Below are 19,106 nucleotides of genomic sequence, written 5' to 3' on the forward strand. Positions count from 1 at the left end.
TCACGGCGTGGGCCGGGCGATCCAGGAGTGCCACGGTCCGTCGAGGATGAGCTCGGCCAGGCGCTGGTAGCCGCCGCTGCCGGGGTGGGCACCGTCGCCGGCCATGGCTTCGCGAGTCCAGATGGGGTCGTCGGCCAATTGCCTTGTGGTGGCGACGAACGGCACCTCGCGTGAGCCGCACAGCTCCGCCATGTCGTCGGCGAGTTCCGCGGTGCGCCGCAGGTGTTCCTCGCCGCCGTCGATGACGGGTGGTGGGCCGACCACCAGTGGATGGATCGCACGCTCCCGGCTGTCGGTCAGCAAGGTCGCTAGGTTGTCGAGGCACTGGGCCCTGCCCACCCGGACGTCGCCGTCCTCGACGACCGCGTCGTTGCTGCCGAACGAGATCACCAGGCGATTGTCGGTGCCGGGCAGGACGCGCGGCTCGACCTCTCGCCAGCAGCGGCGCAGGACATCAGCGGAGGTATTGCGCCGGATGCCGAGGTTGAACGCGGTGATGCCGGGGCCGGTCGCGGTGAGTACGCGGCCGACCCAGCCGCGGTAATCCGGGTCGCCGATGCCCTGGACGAAGGAGTCGCCGATGAAGCAGATGCGCAGATCCTCGTTCATTCGGGCAACTGTACGAGGTGGGGGAGTGGCCTTCGATGGTAGGTCTGATCAGTAGCGGGGGAGCGAGCAGGCCAAGGGGCAGAAGGGGTTTGAAATGTGCGGACGATCGCGGCGGGAAGGGATGGGAGTCGCTGACGCCTCGGCAAGGGTTCTATGGTCATATTAATCTCGATATTGCGATATATGCATCTAACTATGTCAATCCAGCACCTCTCATCGCCCACCAACTCGATCCACTCACGGTCTTCAAACACACAAGGAGGAGAGGGGGTGGGCCTGCCGTAGTGGGGGAGTGCGCCGATTGCTACGGCGGGGCGACCATTCGCGCTACGGCCGCCACCACCGCCGCACGCTGCGCCGCCAGACGACCGTCGTCGGTGGATCCGGTTCTCGCATGGGTGGCTGAGGTACGGGTCAGATCGGTGAGCATGCGGAGCATGATCGGGGCGGGGATATCGGTGGTGACGAGGCCTTCGTGCTGACCGCGGCGGAGCTCGGTGATCTTCGCGTCGATGGTGCGGCGCAGAGCTTGCGGAATGTCGCCGGATGGTTCGAGTTCGGCCCAAGCTTGTAGACGGGCGTTGTCGGGGTGGGCGACGAAGTGGTCGAACAGCCGGCCGGCATAGGCCGGTAGGTCGTCGGCGGACATGGCGGCTTCGCTGCTGGTCTCGGTGGTCCAGCGTTCGGTGACGGCGGCGTAGAGCTCGTTCTTGCCGGGGAAGTAGGCGTAGAGCCGGTCCTTGCTGGCGTGTGCGGCGCCCGCGATGCGGTTGATCCGAGCGCCGGCGACGCCGAATTCGGCGAACTCGGCTTTCGCCGCCGTGAGTATTCGCTCCCTGGTTGCCTGACCTGCCGCACGCATGCGCCGAATCCTACCTCTTGCCGAACCATCTGGTTCGGAACTATGGTCCACTGTGAACCGAATGGTTCTGAACTCTGTGAGACGAGGGCTTGATGAGCGCGGACAAACCACGGTGGCAGCAGCTCAAGGAGCAGTCGGACGGTGTGACGACCGCCGAGCTGGACCAGCTGTGGACCCGGCTACGCCCGGCGCGCGCGGAGGACATCCTCGGCGAATGGCGCGGCGACGCCTTTCAGACCGGTCACCCGCTGTGCCGCGCACTGCCCGCGAGCCGCTGGTACGGAAAGAACTTCCATGCTCTCGACGACGCGAAGCCGCTGATCTGCCGGGCCGAGGACGGCACCCTGTTCTCCAATGTCGCACTGGGACAGGGTGAAGCGACCCTGTGGAACATCGAGTTCCGCGGTGAGGTCACCGCGACCATGGTCTACGACGGTCGTGCGGTGTTCGACCACTTCAAGTGGCTCGACGACACCACCCTGATGGGCATCATGAACGGGCGCCCCGAACTGGTTCTCGCGCACGGCGAATACTTCTACTTCCTGCTGGAACGGGTCTCTTGATGCGCACAACGGCAGTGTTGTCGCGCGATCCGGGCGCGGAGTTCTCGATCGAGCCGATCGAGGTCGACGAGCCGCGCGCGGGCGAGATCCTGGTGCGGATCGTCGCTGCGGGGATCTGCCACACCGACCTGGTGACCCGTCGCGCGGGCGCCGCGGATCGACCGATCCTGCTCGGACACGAGGGCGCGGGAGTCGTCGCGGCGGTCGGGTCCGATGTGCGTACGGTCCGGCCCGGTGACCATGTCGTGCTGACCTTCCGGCATTGCGGTACCTGTCGCAACTGCGCGGCCGATCGGCCTGCGTACTGCCACCGGGCGACCGCGCTCAACCAGTTCGGGCGCCGCGCACACGACACACCCCGGGCCCTGGTCGATGGATCCCCGATCCTCGACGGATTCTTCGGTCAGTCGAGTTTCGCCGGTTACGCGCTGACCACCGAGGACAACACGATCGTGGTCGACCCCGCGATCGACCTCACGGTGGCGGCGCCGTTCGGCTGCGGATTCCAGACCGGTGCGGGCGCGGTGCTCAACGTATTGCGGCCGGAGCCGGGTTCGTGGGTTGCGGTGTACGGGGCGGGTGCGGTCGGGATGGCGGGTCTGCTGGCCGCCCGGACAGTTCCCGGCGTGCGCGTGGTCGTCGTCGAAACATCGGCTGCGCGGCGGGAACTGGCCGTCGAGCTGGGTGCCGACGCCGCGCTGGATCCTGCCGACGGGCCGACGGCGGCGCGCATCCGTGAACTCACCGACGGCGGCGCGACACATGCGCTCGATACGACCGGCATCGCCACCGTACTCGCCGATGCTGTCGCCGCGCTCGCGGTGGGGGCGACGGTGGTGGCCGTGGGGCTGGGGCGTGGCACACCGCCGATCGATGTCGGTGATCTCGTGCTGCACGGCAAGGCGATTCGCGGCTGCCTCGAAGGAGACAGCGTGCCCGCCACCTTCATTCCCCACCTGCTCGATCTGTACGCGGCCGGTCGGTTCCCGGCCGAGCGTCTCATCGCCCGGTATCCGCATGCCGAGGTCGGCGCCGCGCTGGCCGATCAGCGTGCGGGCACTGTCGTCAAGCCGGTGCTCACATGGTGAACACCCTCGAATCCCCGGACGCGCCATGACACTTCTCTTCAACGACATCCAGACCGATGATGAGGGCGCCGAGACGGCGGCCCGCACCCAGCGTCGGCTCACGGTGCTCAATGCCGCGCGTGCGGTCTTCGTCGCCCACGGGTATCACGGTGCGAGCATGGACGACATCGGTGTGCGGGCCGGGATGAGCAAGCCGGTGCTGTACACGCACTACGCGAGCAAGCTCGATCTGTATCTGTCGGTGTTGCAGGGCTATCTGGACCGGATGGTCGACGGTATCCGCGACGCGCTGGCCGACGCGAACGGTCAAGAGGACAAGGTGCGTCGCGCGGTGCTGGCCTATTTCGACTTCGTCGACGAGGACGCCGGCGGGCACACGTTGGTCTTCGAGTCACCGGTGCCGAGCGAGCCGTGTGTGCGGTGGCGGGTGCGCAATGCCATGGGCGAGTGCGCGGTGCTGGTCAGCGCTGAGCTGCGTGCGGCGGGGATGGACGATGTCCGTGCCTACGCGTGTGCGTTCGGCGTGGTGGGCGCCAGCCACCTCGCGGCGCGGCAGTGGCTGGACACGGGTCGTCCGATTCCGAAGGGTGATGCGGTCGACACCGTTGTCTCGTTGTGCTGGAACGGGTTGTCCGGGGTCGAGACGACGGGCGACTAGGGGTCGCAACGCCTTTCACGCGGAGCGCGAGCGCTCAGTGCAACACTGCCGGCAGTGGACTTCCGTCGAGCAGTTCCTCGCTGGGAAGCTGGCCGATGAGTACGGCGAGCGCCCGCTTCCATCGGCGCAGTACCGCCTCGCGTTCGCCGAGTGTGCCGGTGAGCATGGCGGTCATCGAGAGCCCGGTGAGCAGGTCGATGGTGAATTCGACGAGGACCTCGGCCCGCGGATCCGAGGCGTACGGTTCGCCGAGCACCTGCAGGTAGAGCCTGCGCATTTCGGTGAAGACGCGACGTTCCTCGATGACGAGCTGGTCGCGGAGTTCGGTGTCGGTGCGCGCGGCGACCCAGAGGTCGAGTGCGGTGAAGAAGGCGGGACTGTTGAGGTCGCGCCAGGCGAGGTCGACGACGGATTGCAGGCGGTCGCGACCGGGCGCGAGAAGTTCTGCTTCGCGCCGGAATTTCTCGAGCCGGGTGTCGACGACCTGGGTGGTGGCGGCGATGAGCAGTTCGGCTCTGGTGGGGAAGTGGTGCTGCACGGTGCCGCGGGCGAGGCCGGCGCGTTCCTGGACCGCGCTCACGGTGGTGGCCGCGTAGCCGCGTTCTAGCAGGCATTCGGCGGTGCAGGCCAGGATTCTGGCGCGGGTGGATGCCCGACGTTCGGCCTGGGTGCGGCGTGGAGGTTGCACGGTCACCTGAGAAATCGTACGTGCTGCCGACAAGATTCGGTAGATTGAGTGAAAAGTGTCGGCCGTCACCTCTTGACGACGGCCGATGGAGCTGGTGCAATCAAGAAACCGTACGCAGTAACTGTTTATTCGACGAAGGGCTGCGATGACGCAGATCTCCCACCTCCGCCGGGGCAGTGGTACGCCGATTGTGCTGGTGCACGGTCTCGGCAGCCGCTGGCAGGTTTTCGCACCGATCATCGATCTGCTCGCCGAGCAGCACGAGGTCATCGCGATCGATCTCCCGGGCTTCGGTGACTCACCCGCGCTGGACACTGTGCGACCGGGTCCGCGTGGCTATGCCACCTGGCTCGCACAATGGTTGGCGGACAACGAGATTCGACGCCCCCACGTGGTCGGCAGCTCGATGGGCGGCGGGATCGCCCTCGAACTGGGCCGCGCCGGGGTCGCGTCCGGGGTCACCGCGTTCTCGCCGGTGGGCTTCTACGGGCCGATCGGACGGCGGTGGACGCAGGGCCTGCTCACCAGCATGCGTGGCGCCGCTCGGGTCGCCGGACCGGCGCTGGATCGGCTGGTCGAGCATCCCGCCGGTCGCGTTGTCCTGCTCTCGTCCATGTTCGGCCGCCCGGTTCGCGTCGATCCCGAGGCCGCTCGCACCGATTTGGCCGGGCTGGCGGGCGCCATGTCCTTCGCCGCCGCCCGCGACGACTTCGGCAACTATGTGCTCGACCCCGGCGACGACCGTGGCTCGCTGGGCGAGATTCCGGTGACCATCGCGTGGGGCACCCGCGATGTCGTGCTTGTGCACCGCACCCAGAGCGCCCGTGCCCGGGTGGTGCTGCCGTTCGCGCAGCACGTCGACCTTCCCGGCTGCGGGCACCTCCCGTTCAGCGATGACCCCGAAACCTGCGCTCGTCTCGTTCTCGAAGGAACCCCATGACCCCGTCCATCGCAGTTATCGGCAGCGGGTTCGGCGGCCTGGCGGCCGTCATCGCACTGAAGAAGCGCGGCTTCGACGACATCGTCGTGTTCGAGAAGGCCGACGATGTCGGCGGCGTCTGGCGAGAGAACACCTACCCCGGTGCGGCCTGCGATGTGCCGTCCCCGTTCTACTCGTACTCCTTCGAGCCGAATCCACGATGGCCGCACCGATTCTCGCGGCAACCCGCGATCCTCGACTACATCAGGCACGTCGCCGAGAAATACGATGTCCGCCGCCACATCCGCTTCGGCACCGAAGTGCTCGGCGCCGCGTTCGACGACGCGACCGGCAAGTGGACGGTCCGGCTCGGCGGCGGGGACACCGTGGTGGTCGATGTGCTGGTGTCGGCGGTGGGCCAGCTCTCCCGGCCTTCGGTGCCCGCGATCGAGGGGCGCGACAGCTTCGCAGGCACCAGTTTCCATTCCGCCGAGTGGGATCACGAGGTGGATCTGACGGGTAAGCGCGTCGCTGTGATCGGTACCGGGGCGAGTGCGATCCAGTTCGTTCCCGAGGTCCAGCAGCAGGCCGAGAAGCTGACGCTGTTCCAGCGGACCGCGCCCTACATCATCCCGCGCCCCGATCGCGAGTTCTCGGCGCGCCATCACCGGGTGTTCGAGAAGTTGCCGGTGACCGAGCTCGCCGAACGTGGCACCTGGTACGGCGTCGTCGAAGGGCTCAGCGTCGCCTGGGTGTACTCCAAGCCGCTGTCCGCCGCGATCAAGGCTGTCTCGAAGTGGCACATGCGCAGACAGACCAAGGCCAAACCGGGGCTGTTCGAGAAGGTGTGGCCGGACTATCCGGTCGGGTGTAAGCGAATTCTGTTCTCCGACAACTATCTTCCGGCGCTGACCGAACCGAATGTGGAGGTGACCACCGAGCGGATCGCCGAGATCACCTCCTCGGGTGTGCGCACCGCGGACGGGCGTGATCACGAGGTCGACGTCATCATCTGGGGGACCGGTTTCACCAGCACCGAATTCCTGGCGCCGATGACGATCACCGGCGCGCAGGGCCGGGAGCTGACGCAGGAGTGGGACAGCGGCGCGCACGCCTACTACGGCATGACCGTGCCGCGGTTTCCGAACCTGTTCATCATGTACGGGCCCAACACCAATACCGGTGGCGGCTCGATCATCTACTTCCTCGAGGCGCAGGCGAAGTACCTCGCCGACTACGTCGCTCATCTCGCGGCGTCCGGGCGGGCGCTGACCGTCCGTCCGGACGTGGAGCAGGCCTACGACGACCGGATCCAGGCGCAGCTCGGCGGCAGCGTGTGGAGTCGCTGCTCGTCGTGGTATCGCCAGGCCGACGGCCGGATCACAACCAACTGGCCACTACTGGGAATCCAATACAAGAAGCAGGCGCGGTTCGATCCCGCCGACTATGAGGTGGTGTCGCGATGAGTGACTACGACTACGACGTGATCGTCGTCGGTTCCGGTTTCGGTGGCAGCGTGAGCGCGCTGCGGCTGACCGAGAAGGGTTACCGGGTGGGTGTTCTCGAATCCGGTAGGCGCTGGAATGCCGAGGACTTTCCGAAGACGAACTGGAACATTCCCAAGGCGATCTGGGCGCCGCGCCTTGGCTTGACCGGGCCGCAGCGGATCAGCGCGCTGGGTAAGTGCCTGGTCTTCAGCGGTTCGGGTGTGGGCGGCGGGTCGCTGATCTACGGCAACACGCTCTACGAACCGCTGCCGGAGTTCTATCGCGATCGTGCGTGGGCGCACATCACCGACTGGAAGTCCGAGCTCGCGCCGTACTACGACCAGGCCGCGCGGATGCTGGGCGTGGTCGAGAACCCGCGGATCGGGCCGAAGGACGACGTGCTGTTGCAGGTCGCGCGGGATCTGAAGGTCGCCGATACCTTCCATCGCACCCATGTGGGTGTGTTCTTCAACGAGGGTTCCGAAGGCGTCGAGGTCGATGACCCGTACTTCGGGGGCGCGGGTCCGCGCCGGGCGGGCTGTATCCACTGCTCGGAGTGCTTCACCGGCTGCAAGCACAACGCCAAGAACACCACCACGCTCAACTACCTGCACCTGGCCGAGAGCAACGGCGCGCAGGTGCATCCGTTGACCACGGTGACCTCGGTCGCGCCCGACGGTGCGGGCGGTTATCGCGTCGAGACGGTGCAGTCCAACGGTTGGGTGCGCAAGCAGCGTCGCACGTTCACCGCCCAGCAGGTGGTGTTCGCGGCGGCGGCGCTGGGAACCCAGAAGTTGCTGCACAAGTTGCGTAGCGACGGCACGCTGCCGGAGTTGTCCGCGCGGGTCGGTGAGCTGACGCGCAGTAATTCCGAGGCGATCATCGGGGTCACCAGCAAGTCCCGGCGGGATTTCGCCCAGGGTGTGGCGATCACGTCCTCCATTCATCCGGAACCGCAGACGCATGTGGAGGTGTGCACCTACGGCAAGGGGCAGAACGCGCTGTTCTTGCAGACGGTGCCGATGATCGACGGTGGCGCCTTCCGGTTCCTGCGGTTGTTGCTGTCGATGGTGTTGCATCCGGTGCAGTTCCTGCGTTCGCAGAATGCGCACGGTGCGTCGGAGCGGTCGGTGATCCTGCTGGTCATGCAGTCGCTGGACAATTCGCTGACCTCGTATCTGAAGGGCAAGCGGTTGGTGACGAAGCAGGGCAGCGGGGAGCCGAACCCGGAGTGGATTCCGATGGCGCACGACATCGCCCGCCGCTACGCGGCCGAGTCCGACGGCATCACCGGCAACATCGCCACCGATATCTTCAATATCCCCGCGACCGCGCACTACATCGGCGGCTGCACGATCGGTGACTCCCGCGAGACCGGCGTGATCGACCCGTATCAGCGTGTCTACGGCCATCCGGGACTGCACATCGCCGACGGCAGTGCGATCACCGCCAATCTGGGCGTCAACCCGTCGCTGACCATCACCGCGCAGGCCGAGCGTGCGATGGCGTTCTGGCCGAACAAGGGTGAGCCGGATCCGCGTCCGGATCTCGGTGCCGCGTACGAGCGGATCAGTCCGGTTGTCCCGGAACAGCCCGCTGTGCCCGCTTCCGCGCCCGGCGCGCTGCGACTGCCCGCCTGAGGCGAGAGGATCTTCATGACGATCGACCGACTTACCGCACTCGAACCCGCCTGTTCCAGACAGGACGCGCTGGCTCTGTTCGACAGTCTCGAGCCGGTGCCCGCGGACCAGCTCAGCGGCCGATGGAGTGGTCGCGAGCTGGGCACCGGACACCCGATGGACGGCTTGCTCGTCGCGTCGGGGTGGTACGGCAAGCAGTTCGACGGTCCCGACAGTGTGCATCCGCTGCTGTTTCGCGGCCCGTCGGGCGATATTTTCGCCGTCGATCCGCAACGGGTGCCGTTGGGCCTGGTCGGGAAGGTGCCGAGCAAGGTCGTGGACCGGGGTCGGGGGCTGCTCGGGGTGCTGAAACCGGCGTTGCGCGCTCGCGGTTACCGGGCGCGGTTGCGGGCGGTCGAGCACCGTGGGGTTGTCACCACCGCGATGGTCTACGACCATCTGCCGATCATCGATGTGTTCCGCCGGATCGACGACGACACCGTGTTGGGCCTGATGGACTACCGCAATTTCCCCGAGCCGTACTTCTTTGTGCTCGTCCGGGAAAACTCGAGTGATTCTGGCCGTTTGCCCGATTGAATCGGGGGTACGCGCCGAAGACGGAGAGCTCTCGTCGGAAGGAGGCCGTGCCATGACCGACTACATCGATCCCCATCAACACAAGTTTCCCGATACTGAGCGCACGACGCGTTCACACGCGGGTGAGTCGATTCAGGACTCGCTCAATTGGCCGGGGCTGTTCCTCGTCGGAGTCGGCATCGTGATGCTCGCGGCCACCTTGACGGCCGCCGGTTCCGGCTTCGTCGGATGGGCGGTGATCGCCGGAATCCTCACCGGTGTGTGCTTGCTGTTCGGGGTGGGGATCGTGCTCGCCGAGCATCGCCGGATCAAGGTCAGCGAGGGGCTGCACCTCACCGATCCGTGTGGTCACTGAGGTCAGATCTCGGAAAGGACGTCGATGAACGAACGCGCTGAGCCGGGACGGATCATCGTCGACTATTCGCATCTGTTCCCCGGTGTGGTGGTGCGCGCCGACCGCATGGCCGACGAGTTCGATGTGGTGTTCTCCGATGGGGTGCGCACCGAGGCCGGCATTCTGCAGGACGAGGACGGGGCCGCGGCCCTCGACGTGGTCGGTTATGCCACGGCCGCGGGCACGATGCTGCCCGGGCGGGTGTGGCCGATCACTTCGATCGAGGATGTCGGGTCCGAGGTGACTATCAAGCTGGGGCCGTACTTGCGCTAGCGGCGTGTCTGGAAGAGGCCGGTTCGTCGTCGCTGGACCTTTCTGTGGCTAACGACTGGACCGGCGTCCATCTTTGCCGCGATGATGACGCCCATGAGCGAGCACCCCGCGCAACGACGCACGCTGGCCGTGTTGGTCGCGGCGCAGATCTTCAGTGGCGCGGGGCTTGCCGCGGGCATCACCGTCGGGGCGTTGCTGGCGCGCGACATGCTCGGGTCGACCGGGCTGGCGGGGTTGCCCGCGGCGATGTTCACGGTCGGGTCGGCCGCGGCGGCGGTCGGGGTGGGTCGGATTTCGCAGCGGGCGGGTCGACGGGCGGGCCTCACCCTGGGCTATCTGACCGGTGCGCTGGGAAGTTTCGGGGTGGTGGCGGCCGCGGTGACCGAGAGCTTGGCGCTGCTGTTCGTGTCGCTGATCGTGTACGGGGCGGGCACCGCGACGAGTCTGCAAGCGCGTTACGCCGGCGCCGATCTGGCGCAGCCCGCCCATCGGGCGCGCGCCATCAGCACGGTGCTGGTGGCGACGACGGTCGGTGCGGTGGTCGGGCCGAACCTGACGACACCGATGTCGAATATGGCTGTGAGCTGGGGTATTCCCGCGCTTTCCGGTCCGTTCGTGCTGTCCGGGGTGGCGTATGTGCTCGCGGCTGTGGTGCTGTGGGTGATGTTGCGGCCGGACCCGCTCGTGCTCGCCCGCGCGATCGCCGAACCGCCCGGCGAGGTGGTCGTGACGGACGCTCCGACACGGTGGTCGGCGCCGATCGTGGCCGGGACGACGGTGATGGTGGTGACGCAGCTGGTGATGGCCGCGGTCATGACGATGACGCCGATCCATATGCAGCATCACGGGCATGGGGTCGGCGCGGCGGGATTCGTGATCGCGGTGCATGTCGCGGGGATGTATCTGCCGTCGTTGCTGTCGGGGATGCTCGTGGATCGGTTCGGGCCGGGCCTGGTGGCCGTGGCGGCCGCGGCCACCTTGGTCGCGGCTGGTTTGGCGGCCGCGCTCGCCCCGCCGAGTTCGGTCGGGGCGCTGGCGGTGGCGCTCGGGCTGCTCGGGGTGGGCTGGAATCTGGGGTTGGTCGCGGGGACATCGATGATCGCCGATGCGACGCCGGTCGCCACCCGTGCGCGGACACAGGGCACCGTCGATGTGGGGATCGCTGTCGCGGGCGCCGGTGGTGGGCTGGGATCCGGAGTCATCGTGGCATTCGCCGACTACCCCGGCCTGGCGTTCCTCGGTGCGGGGATCGCGCTGCTGATCGTGCCCGCGCTGGCTTGGGCCACCCGTCGGCCTGCGGTTCGCGACGAGGTCGTGCGGGTCGAGAGCTGACCGAGCTGTGGTGACAGCTCGTCGTGGCAGGACGCTGGGACCGTGCGATGATCTGGCGATGAAAGGTCAGACGAGTACCGCCCGGCTGTTGACGCTGTTCGGCGGCGTCGCCCTTGTGATGCTGATGGTCAACTGGAGTCTGATGCGTGCGGTCGCGTTCGCGGTGATCTGGGCGGTCGCGGCGGGCGTGCTGGTCTTGCGTGACCGACGCCGTGGGCCTGAGGACACCTCGCCCGCCGCGATTTCCGACGCAGGCGTCTCAGACTCCGGCGAGCGCTGAGGCCAGATCCGGCACATCCAGGGCCTGCACGGCCTGCTGACGCACATCAGCGCAGTGCTGCTGGGTGACGGCATCGATCACCTCGCGATTGCGAGCCACCGCGACATTGATGCCACCGCTGCGCACCGCCCAGTTCTGCACCGTGGCGTTGAACGACACGCGCGCCACCGTGACCCCCTGCGCACGCCAATTGTCGAGATCCGGGGCCATCATCTGGCACAGGTGCGCGGCAGCCTCATCGGAGATTTCAGGCGCGCCCTCGGTCGACGGTGGCAAACCGGGATCAGGTGCCTCGGTGCTGGTAGCGCAGCCGGCGACAACCAGCAGCCCGACCAACACGGCCCCTCGTAGATGTGTGAACACGACACTGTCCCTCCAATAGAGGTTTGTCCTTGCTCAGTGCGAATGCCCGCGTCGCGACGGGTCAAACAGCGGTGGCGCGTTGAAAACCGTTGTTACAGCAGTGTCTTCATCGTCACGCTCGGACTTGTCTCTGCTCGCGGACATCTCGTGGGACTTTCACCAGGATGGGGCCTGATACGGAGGAGCTATCAGTGAACAGTGATCTGCCCGGCTACGGTCCGCTTCCCGAATCCATATGGTCTACACGCCTTAGAAGGGCTCAGCGCCCGCACTTGCGGTCACCGGCGATCTACTCGACGGTGCCGATCGCAAGACCGTCAGATGATGGACGCCAAGCTGGTTCGCCCGAAACCTCGTGCACACGAACCAATCCCATCGCGACCAACTGTTCGAGGTACACCTCGGTGCGCCCTACCGAGTGGCTCAACTTCGAGGCAAGGTCAGGAGTCGTGATCGGCGCTGTCGGGGAGAATTGGCACAAGCTGGTCAAAATCCAGTCCTGGCAGTGAGTCAGGTGATCCTCGCTCATCACGAGCCCCTGATCTGTTGTGCGCGTTCATCGAGGACCATCCGCTTCTGCTCGACCAGGGTGGTTCGGGCACGCCGCCGACACCGGCACGTGTCGACCGCGCATTCCAAATGGACCTGCATCGCCCGATGGGCCTGCACAGCGGTGAGTGGGCCGGGGTCACGACCGCACAGCAGGAAAGCGTTCACCGGGCCGCCGCCGTCCGGCCGGGGGGTGTGAACTGCCAGTCGTTGCGTGGGCTCTTGAACGCGGAGTCCTTGCACTGCAACCTCATTGCGCCGCTTGGTTTCAGCGCGGCCAAGATCTCGGTTTCGGGCGTGATACTCAAGGGCCACCTCGGATGTCTCGGAGCGGGGTGGCTCAAAGCTACGAAGCAACGGGACAATGGCACCACAAACTTGCGTGAACTTGCGCCAAATACTTCAATGGCTAGCATCTAATGACCAGTCCAGGGATGCTGAAGCGATGGTGCGCAAGTTTGTGCACACGACTCGACTCGACTCGACTCGACTCGACAGGACGGTACGTCATGCAGTTGAAGTTCCTCGGCAATGGTGGAAGCGGCGGTGGCGGGTGCCCCGCGCTGCTCGCGACGGACACGGGCGCCTACATCGTGCAAGGGTGGGAGACCAGCGACTCGGCCGTCATCGAGATTCCGCACCTGCTCCTCGGATTCGCCGAGCCGGACACCTTCGTCGGCGCGACGATGACCGACACCGGACGGGGAACCTTCACCCTGACCGGCCGACCGGTGATCGACCGTGCCACGCTGGATCAATTGGATCTCGCGCCAGGAGAGACAGCGATCGAGGTCCCGAAGTGCGAGAGGAAGTTCTACGGTGCTTCTGCTGGAAGGTGAAGCGTTCGACAACCTCCTCAGGTCCGCCCGCCAGGAGGCATTTCATTTGGAGGTGCAAGACACCTACAACACCCCCGACGAGACGCAACCGTTCCGCGACTTCCTCAACGGCGGTCCCGCTGACAACTATTCGTGGCTGCGGGGATGGCTGGACCTGGTCGAGGAGACCACGGCGCGTGGGGTGGCCGTTCGGCGGGCGCGCGTGGTCACGGTCCCGCACACCGACTACACCCGCTGGCTTCTCGAGGTCTCCCACCAGAACGCCGCCGCGGGCGAACAGATTCGGTACCTGTCCCGCCACGAGATAGACACCCAGCAACTGACCGTCGACGACTGGTGGCTGTTCGACCGGAACTCGGTGGCGTTCACCGTATTCGAACCGGACGGGCGATGGCGTGGCGGCGCGTTGACCACCGACCCGCGAATCGTGGCGTACTGCGTGCGGGTGCGGGACCTCGTCTGGGAAGCATCGGTGCCGCACTCCGACTACCTCACCCTCGGTGCGCGGTGACCAACTCGGTCGATGAAGCGCGCGAAGCTCTCGGACTTCGACTCCGGGAGCTTCGTCGCGACGCCGGCATCACAGCCCGCCTGCTCGCACAGCTCGCCGGATGGCACGAATCCAAAGTTTCGCGCACCGAGTACGGCAAACAAACTCCGTCCGAGTCTGACCTGCAAGCCTGGTGCGAACACACCGGTCGTCCCGATCAACTCCCCGACCTCATCGCGACTGTGCGCAATATCGAAGCGGCCTACATGGAGTGGAAACGCCTGCTCGGCGCCGGGACGCGACGCCGTCAGAAGATGTCGGTGAAACTCGAAGGCGACACCCGGTCGATGCGCTGGTACGAGCCGACGATCGTGCCCGGCCTGTTGCAAACCGCCGAGTACGCCGAAGGGATCCTGTCGAAGATCATCAGCTTCTACGGCATCCCCGATGATCTCGCCGACGGTGTCGCAGCGCGGGTCGAACGTCAACGGGTGCTGTACCGCGGTGACCGCCGGTTTTCGTTCATCATCGCCGAGCAGGTGCTTCACACGACAGTCGTTGACGATCAGGTGATGCTGGGGCAATTGGATCGGTTGCTGACGTTGATGTCACTGCCACGTGTCGTGGTGGGTGTGGTGCCGATGAACTCAACGTACGAGGGTCCAGCGACGAACGGGTTCGCGATCTTCGATCAGCGGCTCGTTCAGGTCGAGACGGTCACCGCGGAGCTGTCAGTGACGCAGCCGCGTGAGATCGCCCTGTACGAGCGGATGTTCGCGGTGTTGAACGACCAGGCTGTGTTCGGTGTCGGTGCCCGTGAGTTGATCGGTGAGGCTGTCCGGGCGCGCCGTTAGCGAGCTCGGCCCCATGCGCGGACCGTGGCTGGGGCATAGAACCATCGCCGCTCATCCGACAACTTCGGTCTGCGCGGCGGCAATGACCTCGGGTGAGACATCGAGTGCTACCGAGGTTTCGTGGATCTGCGCCCAGGTGAGGTTCCACATGCGCGCCATCGGTGAACCGCCGCGAAACATCGGAATCTCCGCCTCTGCCCGAACGTCGATGAGCCCCGCAGCCTCGAGTTGTGCGGGCAGGTTCCGAGCCCAGGCCTGGTTCGCGCCTGCGGTCTCGGTCGAGCGCGCGAAGGCACGCCAGACCTCTCCGAATGCGCCGGGCATTTCGTGGAGGACACCGAGGCCGTCGCCTTCCTCGAGCAGGAGAACGCCGCCTGGTGCCAGTGCCCGGGTCAGTCGCTGCAGAACAATGTCTCGTTGGGCAATGTGGAGCAGCACGAATCGTGTGTGGACGAAATCGAATGCGCCTTCGGGGAGTTCGTCGGTGACGAGGTCCATCCGGGCGACTTCGCCGCCGCGGTGGGGAAGGTCGGTCAGGTGGCGTGGGTCGGTGTCTACCGCGAGGACTCGACCACCTGGCAATGTGGCATCGCATAGCCATCGCGCGAACGAGCCGCCACCGGCCCCGGCTTCCAGACATCGCCATCCCGGACCTACGCCCAGTCGCCGCGCAAGCGCGATGCTCTCAGCGTCATAGGCCGCGCCGAGCAGCGCGAGGCGTTCGTTCGCGCAATCCCACTCATTGGGGAGGGTGTAGTGCGGATTCCGTGGCGATGAGGTCGGCGATGGCCCGGTCATGATCAGACGCTAATTCGAGCGACCAGGTTGGACGTAGGATCTGAGCCGTTTCCCCAGGCGAAGTGATCGAGTACACATGGCGTCAGCCCAAGTCGTGTTCGGGCTCGCTCTGAACGGCTGCTTCGAGATTCGAGGCTTCGGGCGAGGCGGTCCAAGCTCTGCAGCACTGTCGAGCGTTCATGGTTCAGGTCGGCCAGAAGTTGTGTGTGGGCCGCTATCTCACGAGGGAATACCTGCTGGAACTGGATATCCAGCTTTCGCTCGCCGAACACTGACTCGGTCCGCTCGCTGCGGGATGTGCTCGAGGCCGAGGGTCGGAATCGTGGTGAGTGCAAACGGTGACCGGTGGTTGTGTGCTCGGCTAACGTTTTGCCGGTCGGGTTGCCTGGTGAGGAGAGTGTGTTGACCGTCGACGTCGATATCGCGGTGCATCCGCTCGATGATCCGGTGCGGGCTTCGTTGCGGGGCGAGCACAGTCGTTTCGCGCGGTGGACGGGCCGGATCGGGCGCTATGAGCCGGAGGTGGCGCGATTCGTCGGGCATCCGGCGGTGCTGGATGAGCAGGATTGGGCTGATCTGGGCGCTGCGCTCGGGTCGGGCGGCAGTGCTGGAATCCGCGGGATCGGGCATGTGGTGCCGGCGGACTGGGCGGTGCTCGCCGAGTTCGACACCGTGCAGATGGACGGTGCGGGATTGCGGGTTGCCCTCGATCCTGAGCTCGAAAGGCTCACTGCCGCTGATGTTCCCGAGATCTTGGAGCTGATCGCGCGGACCGAACCGGGCCCGTACGCGCCGCGCACCATCGAAATGGGCACCTATCTCGGGCTGCGGGTCGACGGTCGGTTGGTGGCGATGGCGGGGGAGCGGCTGCATCCTCCGGGGTGGACCGAGATCAGCGCGGTGTGCACCGATGTCGAATTCCGGGGCAGGGGGATCGCCTCGCGGCTGATTCGGGCGGTCGGGGCCGGAATCCGCGCGCGGGGTGAGACGCCGTTTCTGCACGCGGTCGCACACAACACGACGGCGATCAGTTTGTACGAGACGCTGGGATTCACCGTGCGGAAGAAGTCGACGCTGACGCTGGTGCAAGCGCCGTAGGTCAACGGGTGCCTGCCGATCGGGTCACCTCGTCGGCGATGTCGATGACGCTGGGCATCGCGGCGATCTCGGCGGCGACCGCACGCGCGTTGGCCGTCAGGTCGGGATCAGAGATCAGGGCGTTGAGGTGGGCGGCGGTGATCGAACGGGCAGGCACCGACAGTCCGGCGCCGCGTCGCTGCACCGAGAGCGCGTTCCACGCTCGGTCGCCTGGTGCGGGGGTGGAGATCTGGGGGACCCCGGTGAGGAGGGCGGCATAGACCGAACCGGCTCCCGCGTGGTTGACCATGGCAGTGCAGTGGGGCAGAGCTTCGTGCAGGGCGATCCACCCGGTCGTGCGGATGTTGGCGGGAAGTGCGGTGTTGCGCACTGTCTTTCGATCGGGTCGCACGATGACGATGTCGGCATCGACATACGGGGCGGCGCGCACGATCGCACGCAGCATCGTGTCCGGACCGTCGCCGAGCATGGTCGAGCGGGTAACGAGAATGCGTCGGCGCGTGGACGGTTCGCGCAGGAACGCGGGTGTGTCCGCGCCCGGGGTGGAGTACGGGGTGTAGCGCAACGGCCGCCCGTCGACCCGGACGATGCTGGGTGGGGCGATGGACAGGGTGCTCGCCGGTGCGGGCAGGGCGGCGTCGGTGAGCAATCGCAGCAGTTCGCGGCGGATGACGGTGCCGTTGTCGAGGGCGATGTTGTGCAGGACCGTGGGTACTCCGAGTCGGTCGGCCACGATCGCCGCCGCGGACGCGAACGGCTCGTGCACGATCACCTGCGGCCCGAACTCGGTGGCGGCACGCAGCAGCGGCTCGATCATCGGCCGATTGGTGACCGCGAAGACGTGGGCACCGCCGCGCGCGTCCGCCATCCCTTGCCCCGACCGCAACGCCAGCACCGGATGCCTGCCCAGCCCCCGCACCGCGGCACGCAGATAGTCGATCGGCGGGGCGACATCGGCGACGGGAAGTTGCGCCCGCACCACCGCGGCCGCGTCCCCACCGGTGGCCACCATGACGTCGTGCCCGCGCTCGCGCAGAGTTTCGGCGAGCGGCATCATCGGGAACAGATGCCCGATCAGCGGCATCGCCACGAACAGCACTCGCATCCGGTCTCCGTCATCGTCCTCGGCGGCCGCGGTCTCGACCCCCACCCTGCAGCACTACGACGCAACGCCACCGATAGTTCACCTCGGCCCTGGTCGCATCGAGAGCAGCGCTACGCAGTCGCTGCCCCGTGATAGAACAGGTCGCCGAGGCCGACGGTGAAGACGAGGATGCCATAGAGAGCGTGCTCCACCGAGGTGGTGAGCAGCGAGCGGGTCCGCCGATATCGGGTAGCGAAGAGTACCCCGGCCGCCGTGCTCAGCAGAACCGAGATCCAGTTGCCGACGATGAAGTGGGCGAAACCGAACGCGAGGGCGCTGGCGGCGATCATGCGCGGACCGTCGCCGAAGATCGGGGCGTAGCGGTGGAACAGGAACGCGCGGAAGAGCAGTTCCTGCGGATAGACGCTGACCAGGGGGTAGAACACCAGGACCAGGACCCAGATCAGGGGACGTTCGCGCGGTAGATCGAACAGCGAGTCGGGCCGGAGCACGGCTACCGCGGCGGCGAGGGCGAGGGCCGAGATCGCCCAGAGCGCGAGGATGCCGGGCAGGGCGGGGCGCAGTGCGTCGGCTCGCCAGAAGCTGCGGCGGTCGAATCCGGTGCGGCGCAGATAGATCACGATGCCGACGGTGATCACCACAAGGAACGGCAGCGGGCTCACACCGCGCAGCAACACCGCGAACGATCCGGTCAGGCCGAAGAAGAGGGCGACGAATTCGACTGTGAGCCAGGTCTTCCGGCTGGTGCGGCCGGTGTCGACGGTCATCTGCCGAGATTAGCCGCTGTGCTCGGCCTTCGTCGCGGCCAACGTTGCCAGCAGAGCGGGCAAGGCGGTGCCGATGGGTTCGCGGATGACCTCGTCGGCGAGCTCGTCATAGGGGGTGGGTTCGGCGTTGACGATGATCAGGCGGGCGCCGTGGTCGGCGGCGACACCGGCCAGCGATGCGGCGGGTTGGACCTGCAGGCTGGTGCCGACGGCGATGAACACGGTGCAGGCCTGGGCGATCGCCATGGCGTGGCTGAGCACTCGGGGTCGAGTGCTTGGCCGAACATGACCGTCGCGGTTTTGAGGATGCCGCCGCAGCGCAGGCAGGCGGGGTCGGGTTCGCCCGCGCTGACGCGGTCGAGGGCTTGCTCGGTGGTGGTGCGGTCGTCGCAGGACGTGCACAGCACCGTACGGGCGTTGCCGTGCAGTTCGAGGACTTTGCGGTCGGGCAGGCCGGCGAGCTGGTGCAGCCCGTCGACGTTCTGGGTGATCACGCGCACCGCCGTCCCGGTGGCGGCGAGCGCGGTGACGGCCTGGTGGGCGGGGTTGGACTGAGCGCGCCAGGCGGGGTGTTCGCCGCGCATGAGCCAAGATCGGCGGCGGATGTCGGGATCGGCCATGTAGTAGTCGTAGGTGACCAGTTTCTGGGCGTCGGGGTCGCGCTGCCACAGGCCCGCCGGGCCACGGTAGTCCGGGATTCCGCTGTCGGTGGAGACACCGGCGCCGGACAGGATCGCCACGAGCTGGTTGGTCATGGGATCCAGACTAGGGCCGGTCGAGCGGTGCGGTCGACGGGATTCCGGTCGTTGTCCTCGCGAAGGGCTACCCCATCTGGCTATGGAACGCTAAAGTCTGCCAGGAGTGGACAACAGCG

The 19,106-nt window shown here is 66.6% G+C and carries 24 protein-coding genes; 15 read left to right on the plus strand and 9 right to left on the minus strand.

Annotation, left to right across the window (positions count from 1 at the left end):
* On the minus strand, positions 1-609 hold the full coding sequence (locus tag ACFVJ5_RS06390) for a GDSL-type esterase/lipase family protein (protein ID WP_379218832.1): 609 nt from the start codon (positions 607-609) through the stop codon (positions 1-3).
* Positions 610-913: 304 nt separating this feature from the next.
* Complete coding sequence (locus tag ACFVJ5_RS06395) at positions 914-1,471, minus strand: TetR family transcriptional regulator (protein WP_379218833.1); 558 nt, start codon at positions 1,469-1,471, stop codon at positions 914-916.
* A gap of 92 nt (positions 1,472-1,563) precedes the next feature.
* Here ACFVJ5_RS06395 and ACFVJ5_RS06400 point away from each other — a divergent pair, with 92 nt between their 5' ends.
* From ACFVJ5_RS06400 to ACFVJ5_RS06410, 3 genes are read left to right on the plus strand one after another with little or no spacing between them, the layout of a single operon-like run.
* A complete protein-coding gene (locus tag ACFVJ5_RS06400) occupies positions 1,564-2,034 on the plus strand; it encodes a DUF4334 domain-containing protein (RefSeq protein WP_379218834.1) in 471 nt (156 codons plus the stop codon).
* Positions 2,034-3,122 carry an NAD(P)-dependent alcohol dehydrogenase gene (locus ACFVJ5_RS06405; protein ID WP_379218835.1) on the plus strand — a complete coding sequence of 363 codons (1,089 nt, stop codon included), beginning with the start codon at positions 2,034-2,036 and terminating at the stop codon, positions 3,120-3,122. Before ACFVJ5_RS06400 ends, ACFVJ5_RS06405 begins: the two co-directional genes overlap by 1 nt.
* 25 nt (positions 3,123-3,147) lie before the next feature.
* On the plus strand, positions 3,148-3,780 hold the full coding sequence (locus ACFVJ5_RS06410) for a TetR/AcrR family transcriptional regulator (protein WP_379218836.1): 633 nt from the start codon (positions 3,148-3,150) through the stop codon (positions 3,778-3,780).
* A 34-nt stretch (positions 3,781-3,814) separates the two neighbouring features.
* Here ACFVJ5_RS06410 and ACFVJ5_RS06415 read toward each other — a convergent pair whose 3' ends face one another.
* The gene (locus ACFVJ5_RS06415; RefSeq protein ID WP_379218837.1) at positions 3,815-4,474 is read right to left on the minus strand and encodes a TetR/AcrR family transcriptional regulator; all 660 of its coding nucleotides are present in this window, start codon (positions 4,472-4,474) and stop codon (positions 3,815-3,817) included.
* A gap of 139 nt (positions 4,475-4,613) precedes the next feature.
* On the opposite strand from ACFVJ5_RS06415, the gene ACFVJ5_RS06420 reads away from it, so the two are divergent.
* The 8 genes from ACFVJ5_RS06420 (at position 4,614) to ACFVJ5_RS06455 (ending at position 11,369) form a co-directional block, all read left to right on the plus strand.
* Positions 4,614-5,408: an alpha/beta fold hydrolase gene (locus ACFVJ5_RS06420; RefSeq protein WP_379218838.1), complete on the plus strand. Its 795-nt coding sequence runs from the start codon at positions 4,614-4,616 to the stop codon at positions 5,406-5,408.
* Entirely contained in the window at positions 5,405-6,853 is a 1,449-nt protein-coding gene (locus tag ACFVJ5_RS06425) for a flavin-containing monooxygenase (protein ID WP_379218839.1), read from the plus strand. Before ACFVJ5_RS06420 ends, ACFVJ5_RS06425 begins: the two co-directional genes overlap by 4 nt.
* Positions 6,850-8,514 carry a GMC oxidoreductase gene (locus ACFVJ5_RS06430; RefSeq protein WP_379218840.1) on the plus strand — a complete coding sequence of 555 codons (1,665 nt, stop codon included), beginning with the start codon at positions 6,850-6,852 and terminating at the stop codon, positions 8,512-8,514. The genes ACFVJ5_RS06425 and ACFVJ5_RS06430 overlap by 4 nt, the downstream gene beginning before the upstream one ends.
* A gap of 15 nt (positions 8,515-8,529) precedes the next feature.
* Complete coding sequence (locus ACFVJ5_RS06435) at positions 8,530-9,090, plus strand: DUF4334 domain-containing protein (protein ID WP_379218841.1); 561 nt, start codon at positions 8,530-8,532, stop codon at positions 9,088-9,090.
* Between the two features lie 52 nt (positions 9,091-9,142).
* The gene (locus tag ACFVJ5_RS06440; RefSeq protein ID WP_379218842.1) at positions 9,143-9,445 is read left to right on the plus strand and encodes a hypothetical protein; all 303 of its coding nucleotides are present in this window, start codon (positions 9,143-9,145) and stop codon (positions 9,443-9,445) included.
* A gap of 24 nt (positions 9,446-9,469) precedes the next feature.
* On the plus strand, positions 9,470-9,757 hold the full coding sequence (locus ACFVJ5_RS06445) for a hypothetical protein (protein WP_379218843.1): 288 nt from the start codon (positions 9,470-9,472) through the stop codon (positions 9,755-9,757).
* 93 nt (positions 9,758-9,850) lie between these two features.
* Positions 9,851-11,089, plus strand: a complete 1,239-nt coding sequence (locus ACFVJ5_RS06450; protein ID WP_379218844.1) for an MFS transporter — start codon at positions 9,851-9,853, stop codon at positions 11,087-11,089.
* Between the two features lie 58 nt (positions 11,090-11,147).
* The gene (locus tag ACFVJ5_RS06455; RefSeq protein ID WP_379218845.1) at positions 11,148-11,369 is read left to right on the plus strand and encodes a hypothetical protein; all 222 of its coding nucleotides are present in this window, start codon (positions 11,148-11,150) and stop codon (positions 11,367-11,369) included.
* On the opposite strand, the gene ACFVJ5_RS06460 is transcribed toward ACFVJ5_RS06455, so the two are convergent.
* Positions 11,349-11,732 carry a hypothetical protein gene (locus ACFVJ5_RS06460; protein WP_379218846.1) on the minus strand — a complete coding sequence of 128 codons (384 nt, stop codon included), beginning with the start codon at positions 11,730-11,732 and terminating at the stop codon, positions 11,349-11,351. The genes ACFVJ5_RS06455 and ACFVJ5_RS06460 overlap by 21 nt on opposite strands.
* A gap of 1,058 nt (positions 11,733-12,790) precedes the next feature.
* Between ACFVJ5_RS06460 and ACFVJ5_RS06465 the strand changes: the two genes are divergently transcribed.
* Genes ACFVJ5_RS06465 through ACFVJ5_RS06475 form a run of 3 tightly spaced genes read left to right on the plus strand, consistent with a single transcriptional unit; the run spans position 12,791 to position 14,464 of the window.
* Positions 12,791-13,120 carry a hypothetical protein gene (locus ACFVJ5_RS06465; protein ID WP_379218847.1) on the plus strand — a complete coding sequence of 110 codons (330 nt, stop codon included), beginning with the start codon at positions 12,791-12,793 and terminating at the stop codon, positions 13,118-13,120.
* Complete coding sequence (locus tag ACFVJ5_RS06470) at positions 13,101-13,631, plus strand: DUF6879 family protein (RefSeq protein WP_379218848.1); 531 nt, start codon at positions 13,101-13,103, stop codon at positions 13,629-13,631. The genes ACFVJ5_RS06465 and ACFVJ5_RS06470 overlap by 20 nt, the downstream gene beginning before the upstream one ends.
* A complete protein-coding gene (locus tag ACFVJ5_RS06475) occupies positions 13,628-14,464 on the plus strand; it encodes a DUF5753 domain-containing protein (RefSeq protein WP_379218849.1) in 837 nt (278 codons plus the stop codon). The genes ACFVJ5_RS06470 and ACFVJ5_RS06475 overlap by 4 nt, the downstream gene beginning before the upstream one ends.
* A gap of 51 nt (positions 14,465-14,515) precedes the next feature.
* Here the strand turns inward: ACFVJ5_RS06475 and ACFVJ5_RS06480 are convergent, their stop codons facing one another.
* A complete protein-coding gene (locus tag ACFVJ5_RS06480) occupies positions 14,516-15,262 on the minus strand; it encodes a class I SAM-dependent methyltransferase (protein ID WP_379218850.1) in 747 nt (248 codons plus the stop codon).
* A 399-nt stretch (positions 15,263-15,661) separates the two neighbouring features.
* Here ACFVJ5_RS06480 and ACFVJ5_RS06485 point away from each other — a divergent pair, with 399 nt between their 5' ends.
* The gene (locus tag ACFVJ5_RS06485; RefSeq protein ID WP_379218851.1) at positions 15,662-16,360 is read left to right on the plus strand and encodes a GNAT family N-acetyltransferase; all 699 of its coding nucleotides are present in this window, start codon (positions 15,662-15,664) and stop codon (positions 16,358-16,360) included.
* Between the two features lies 1 nt (position 16,361).
* On the opposite strand, the gene ACFVJ5_RS06490 is transcribed toward ACFVJ5_RS06485, so the two are convergent.
* The 4 genes from ACFVJ5_RS06490 to ACFVJ5_RS06505 all read right to left on the minus strand — a co-directional run bounded on the left by ACFVJ5_RS06490 (position 16,362) and on the right by ACFVJ5_RS06505 (position 18,987).
* A complete protein-coding gene (locus ACFVJ5_RS06490) occupies positions 16,362-17,510 on the minus strand; it encodes a glycosyltransferase (RefSeq protein ID WP_379218852.1) in 1,149 nt (382 codons plus the stop codon).
* A gap of 65 nt (positions 17,511-17,575) precedes the next feature.
* A complete protein-coding gene (locus ACFVJ5_RS06495; protein WP_379218853.1) occupies positions 17,576-18,232 on the minus strand; it encodes a CPBP family intramembrane glutamic endopeptidase in 657 nt (218 codons plus the stop codon).
* A 9-nt stretch (positions 18,233-18,241) separates the two neighbouring features.
* Positions 18,242-18,454 carry a hypothetical protein gene (locus ACFVJ5_RS06500; RefSeq protein ID WP_379218854.1) on the minus strand — a complete coding sequence of 71 codons (213 nt, stop codon included), beginning with the start codon at positions 18,452-18,454 and terminating at the stop codon, positions 18,242-18,244.
* On the minus strand, positions 18,370-18,987 hold the full coding sequence (locus ACFVJ5_RS06505) for an NAD-dependent deacetylase (RefSeq protein ID WP_379218855.1): 618 nt from the start codon (positions 18,985-18,987) through the stop codon (positions 18,370-18,372). Before ACFVJ5_RS06505 ends, ACFVJ5_RS06500 begins: the two co-directional genes overlap by 85 nt.
* Positions 18,988-19,106: the final 119 nt, after the last annotated feature.

The organism is Nocardia sp. NPDC127606 (genome assembly GCF_042671725.1).
Taxonomy (GTDB): domain Bacteria; phylum Actinomycetota; class Actinomycetes; order Mycobacteriales; family Mycobacteriaceae; genus Nocardia.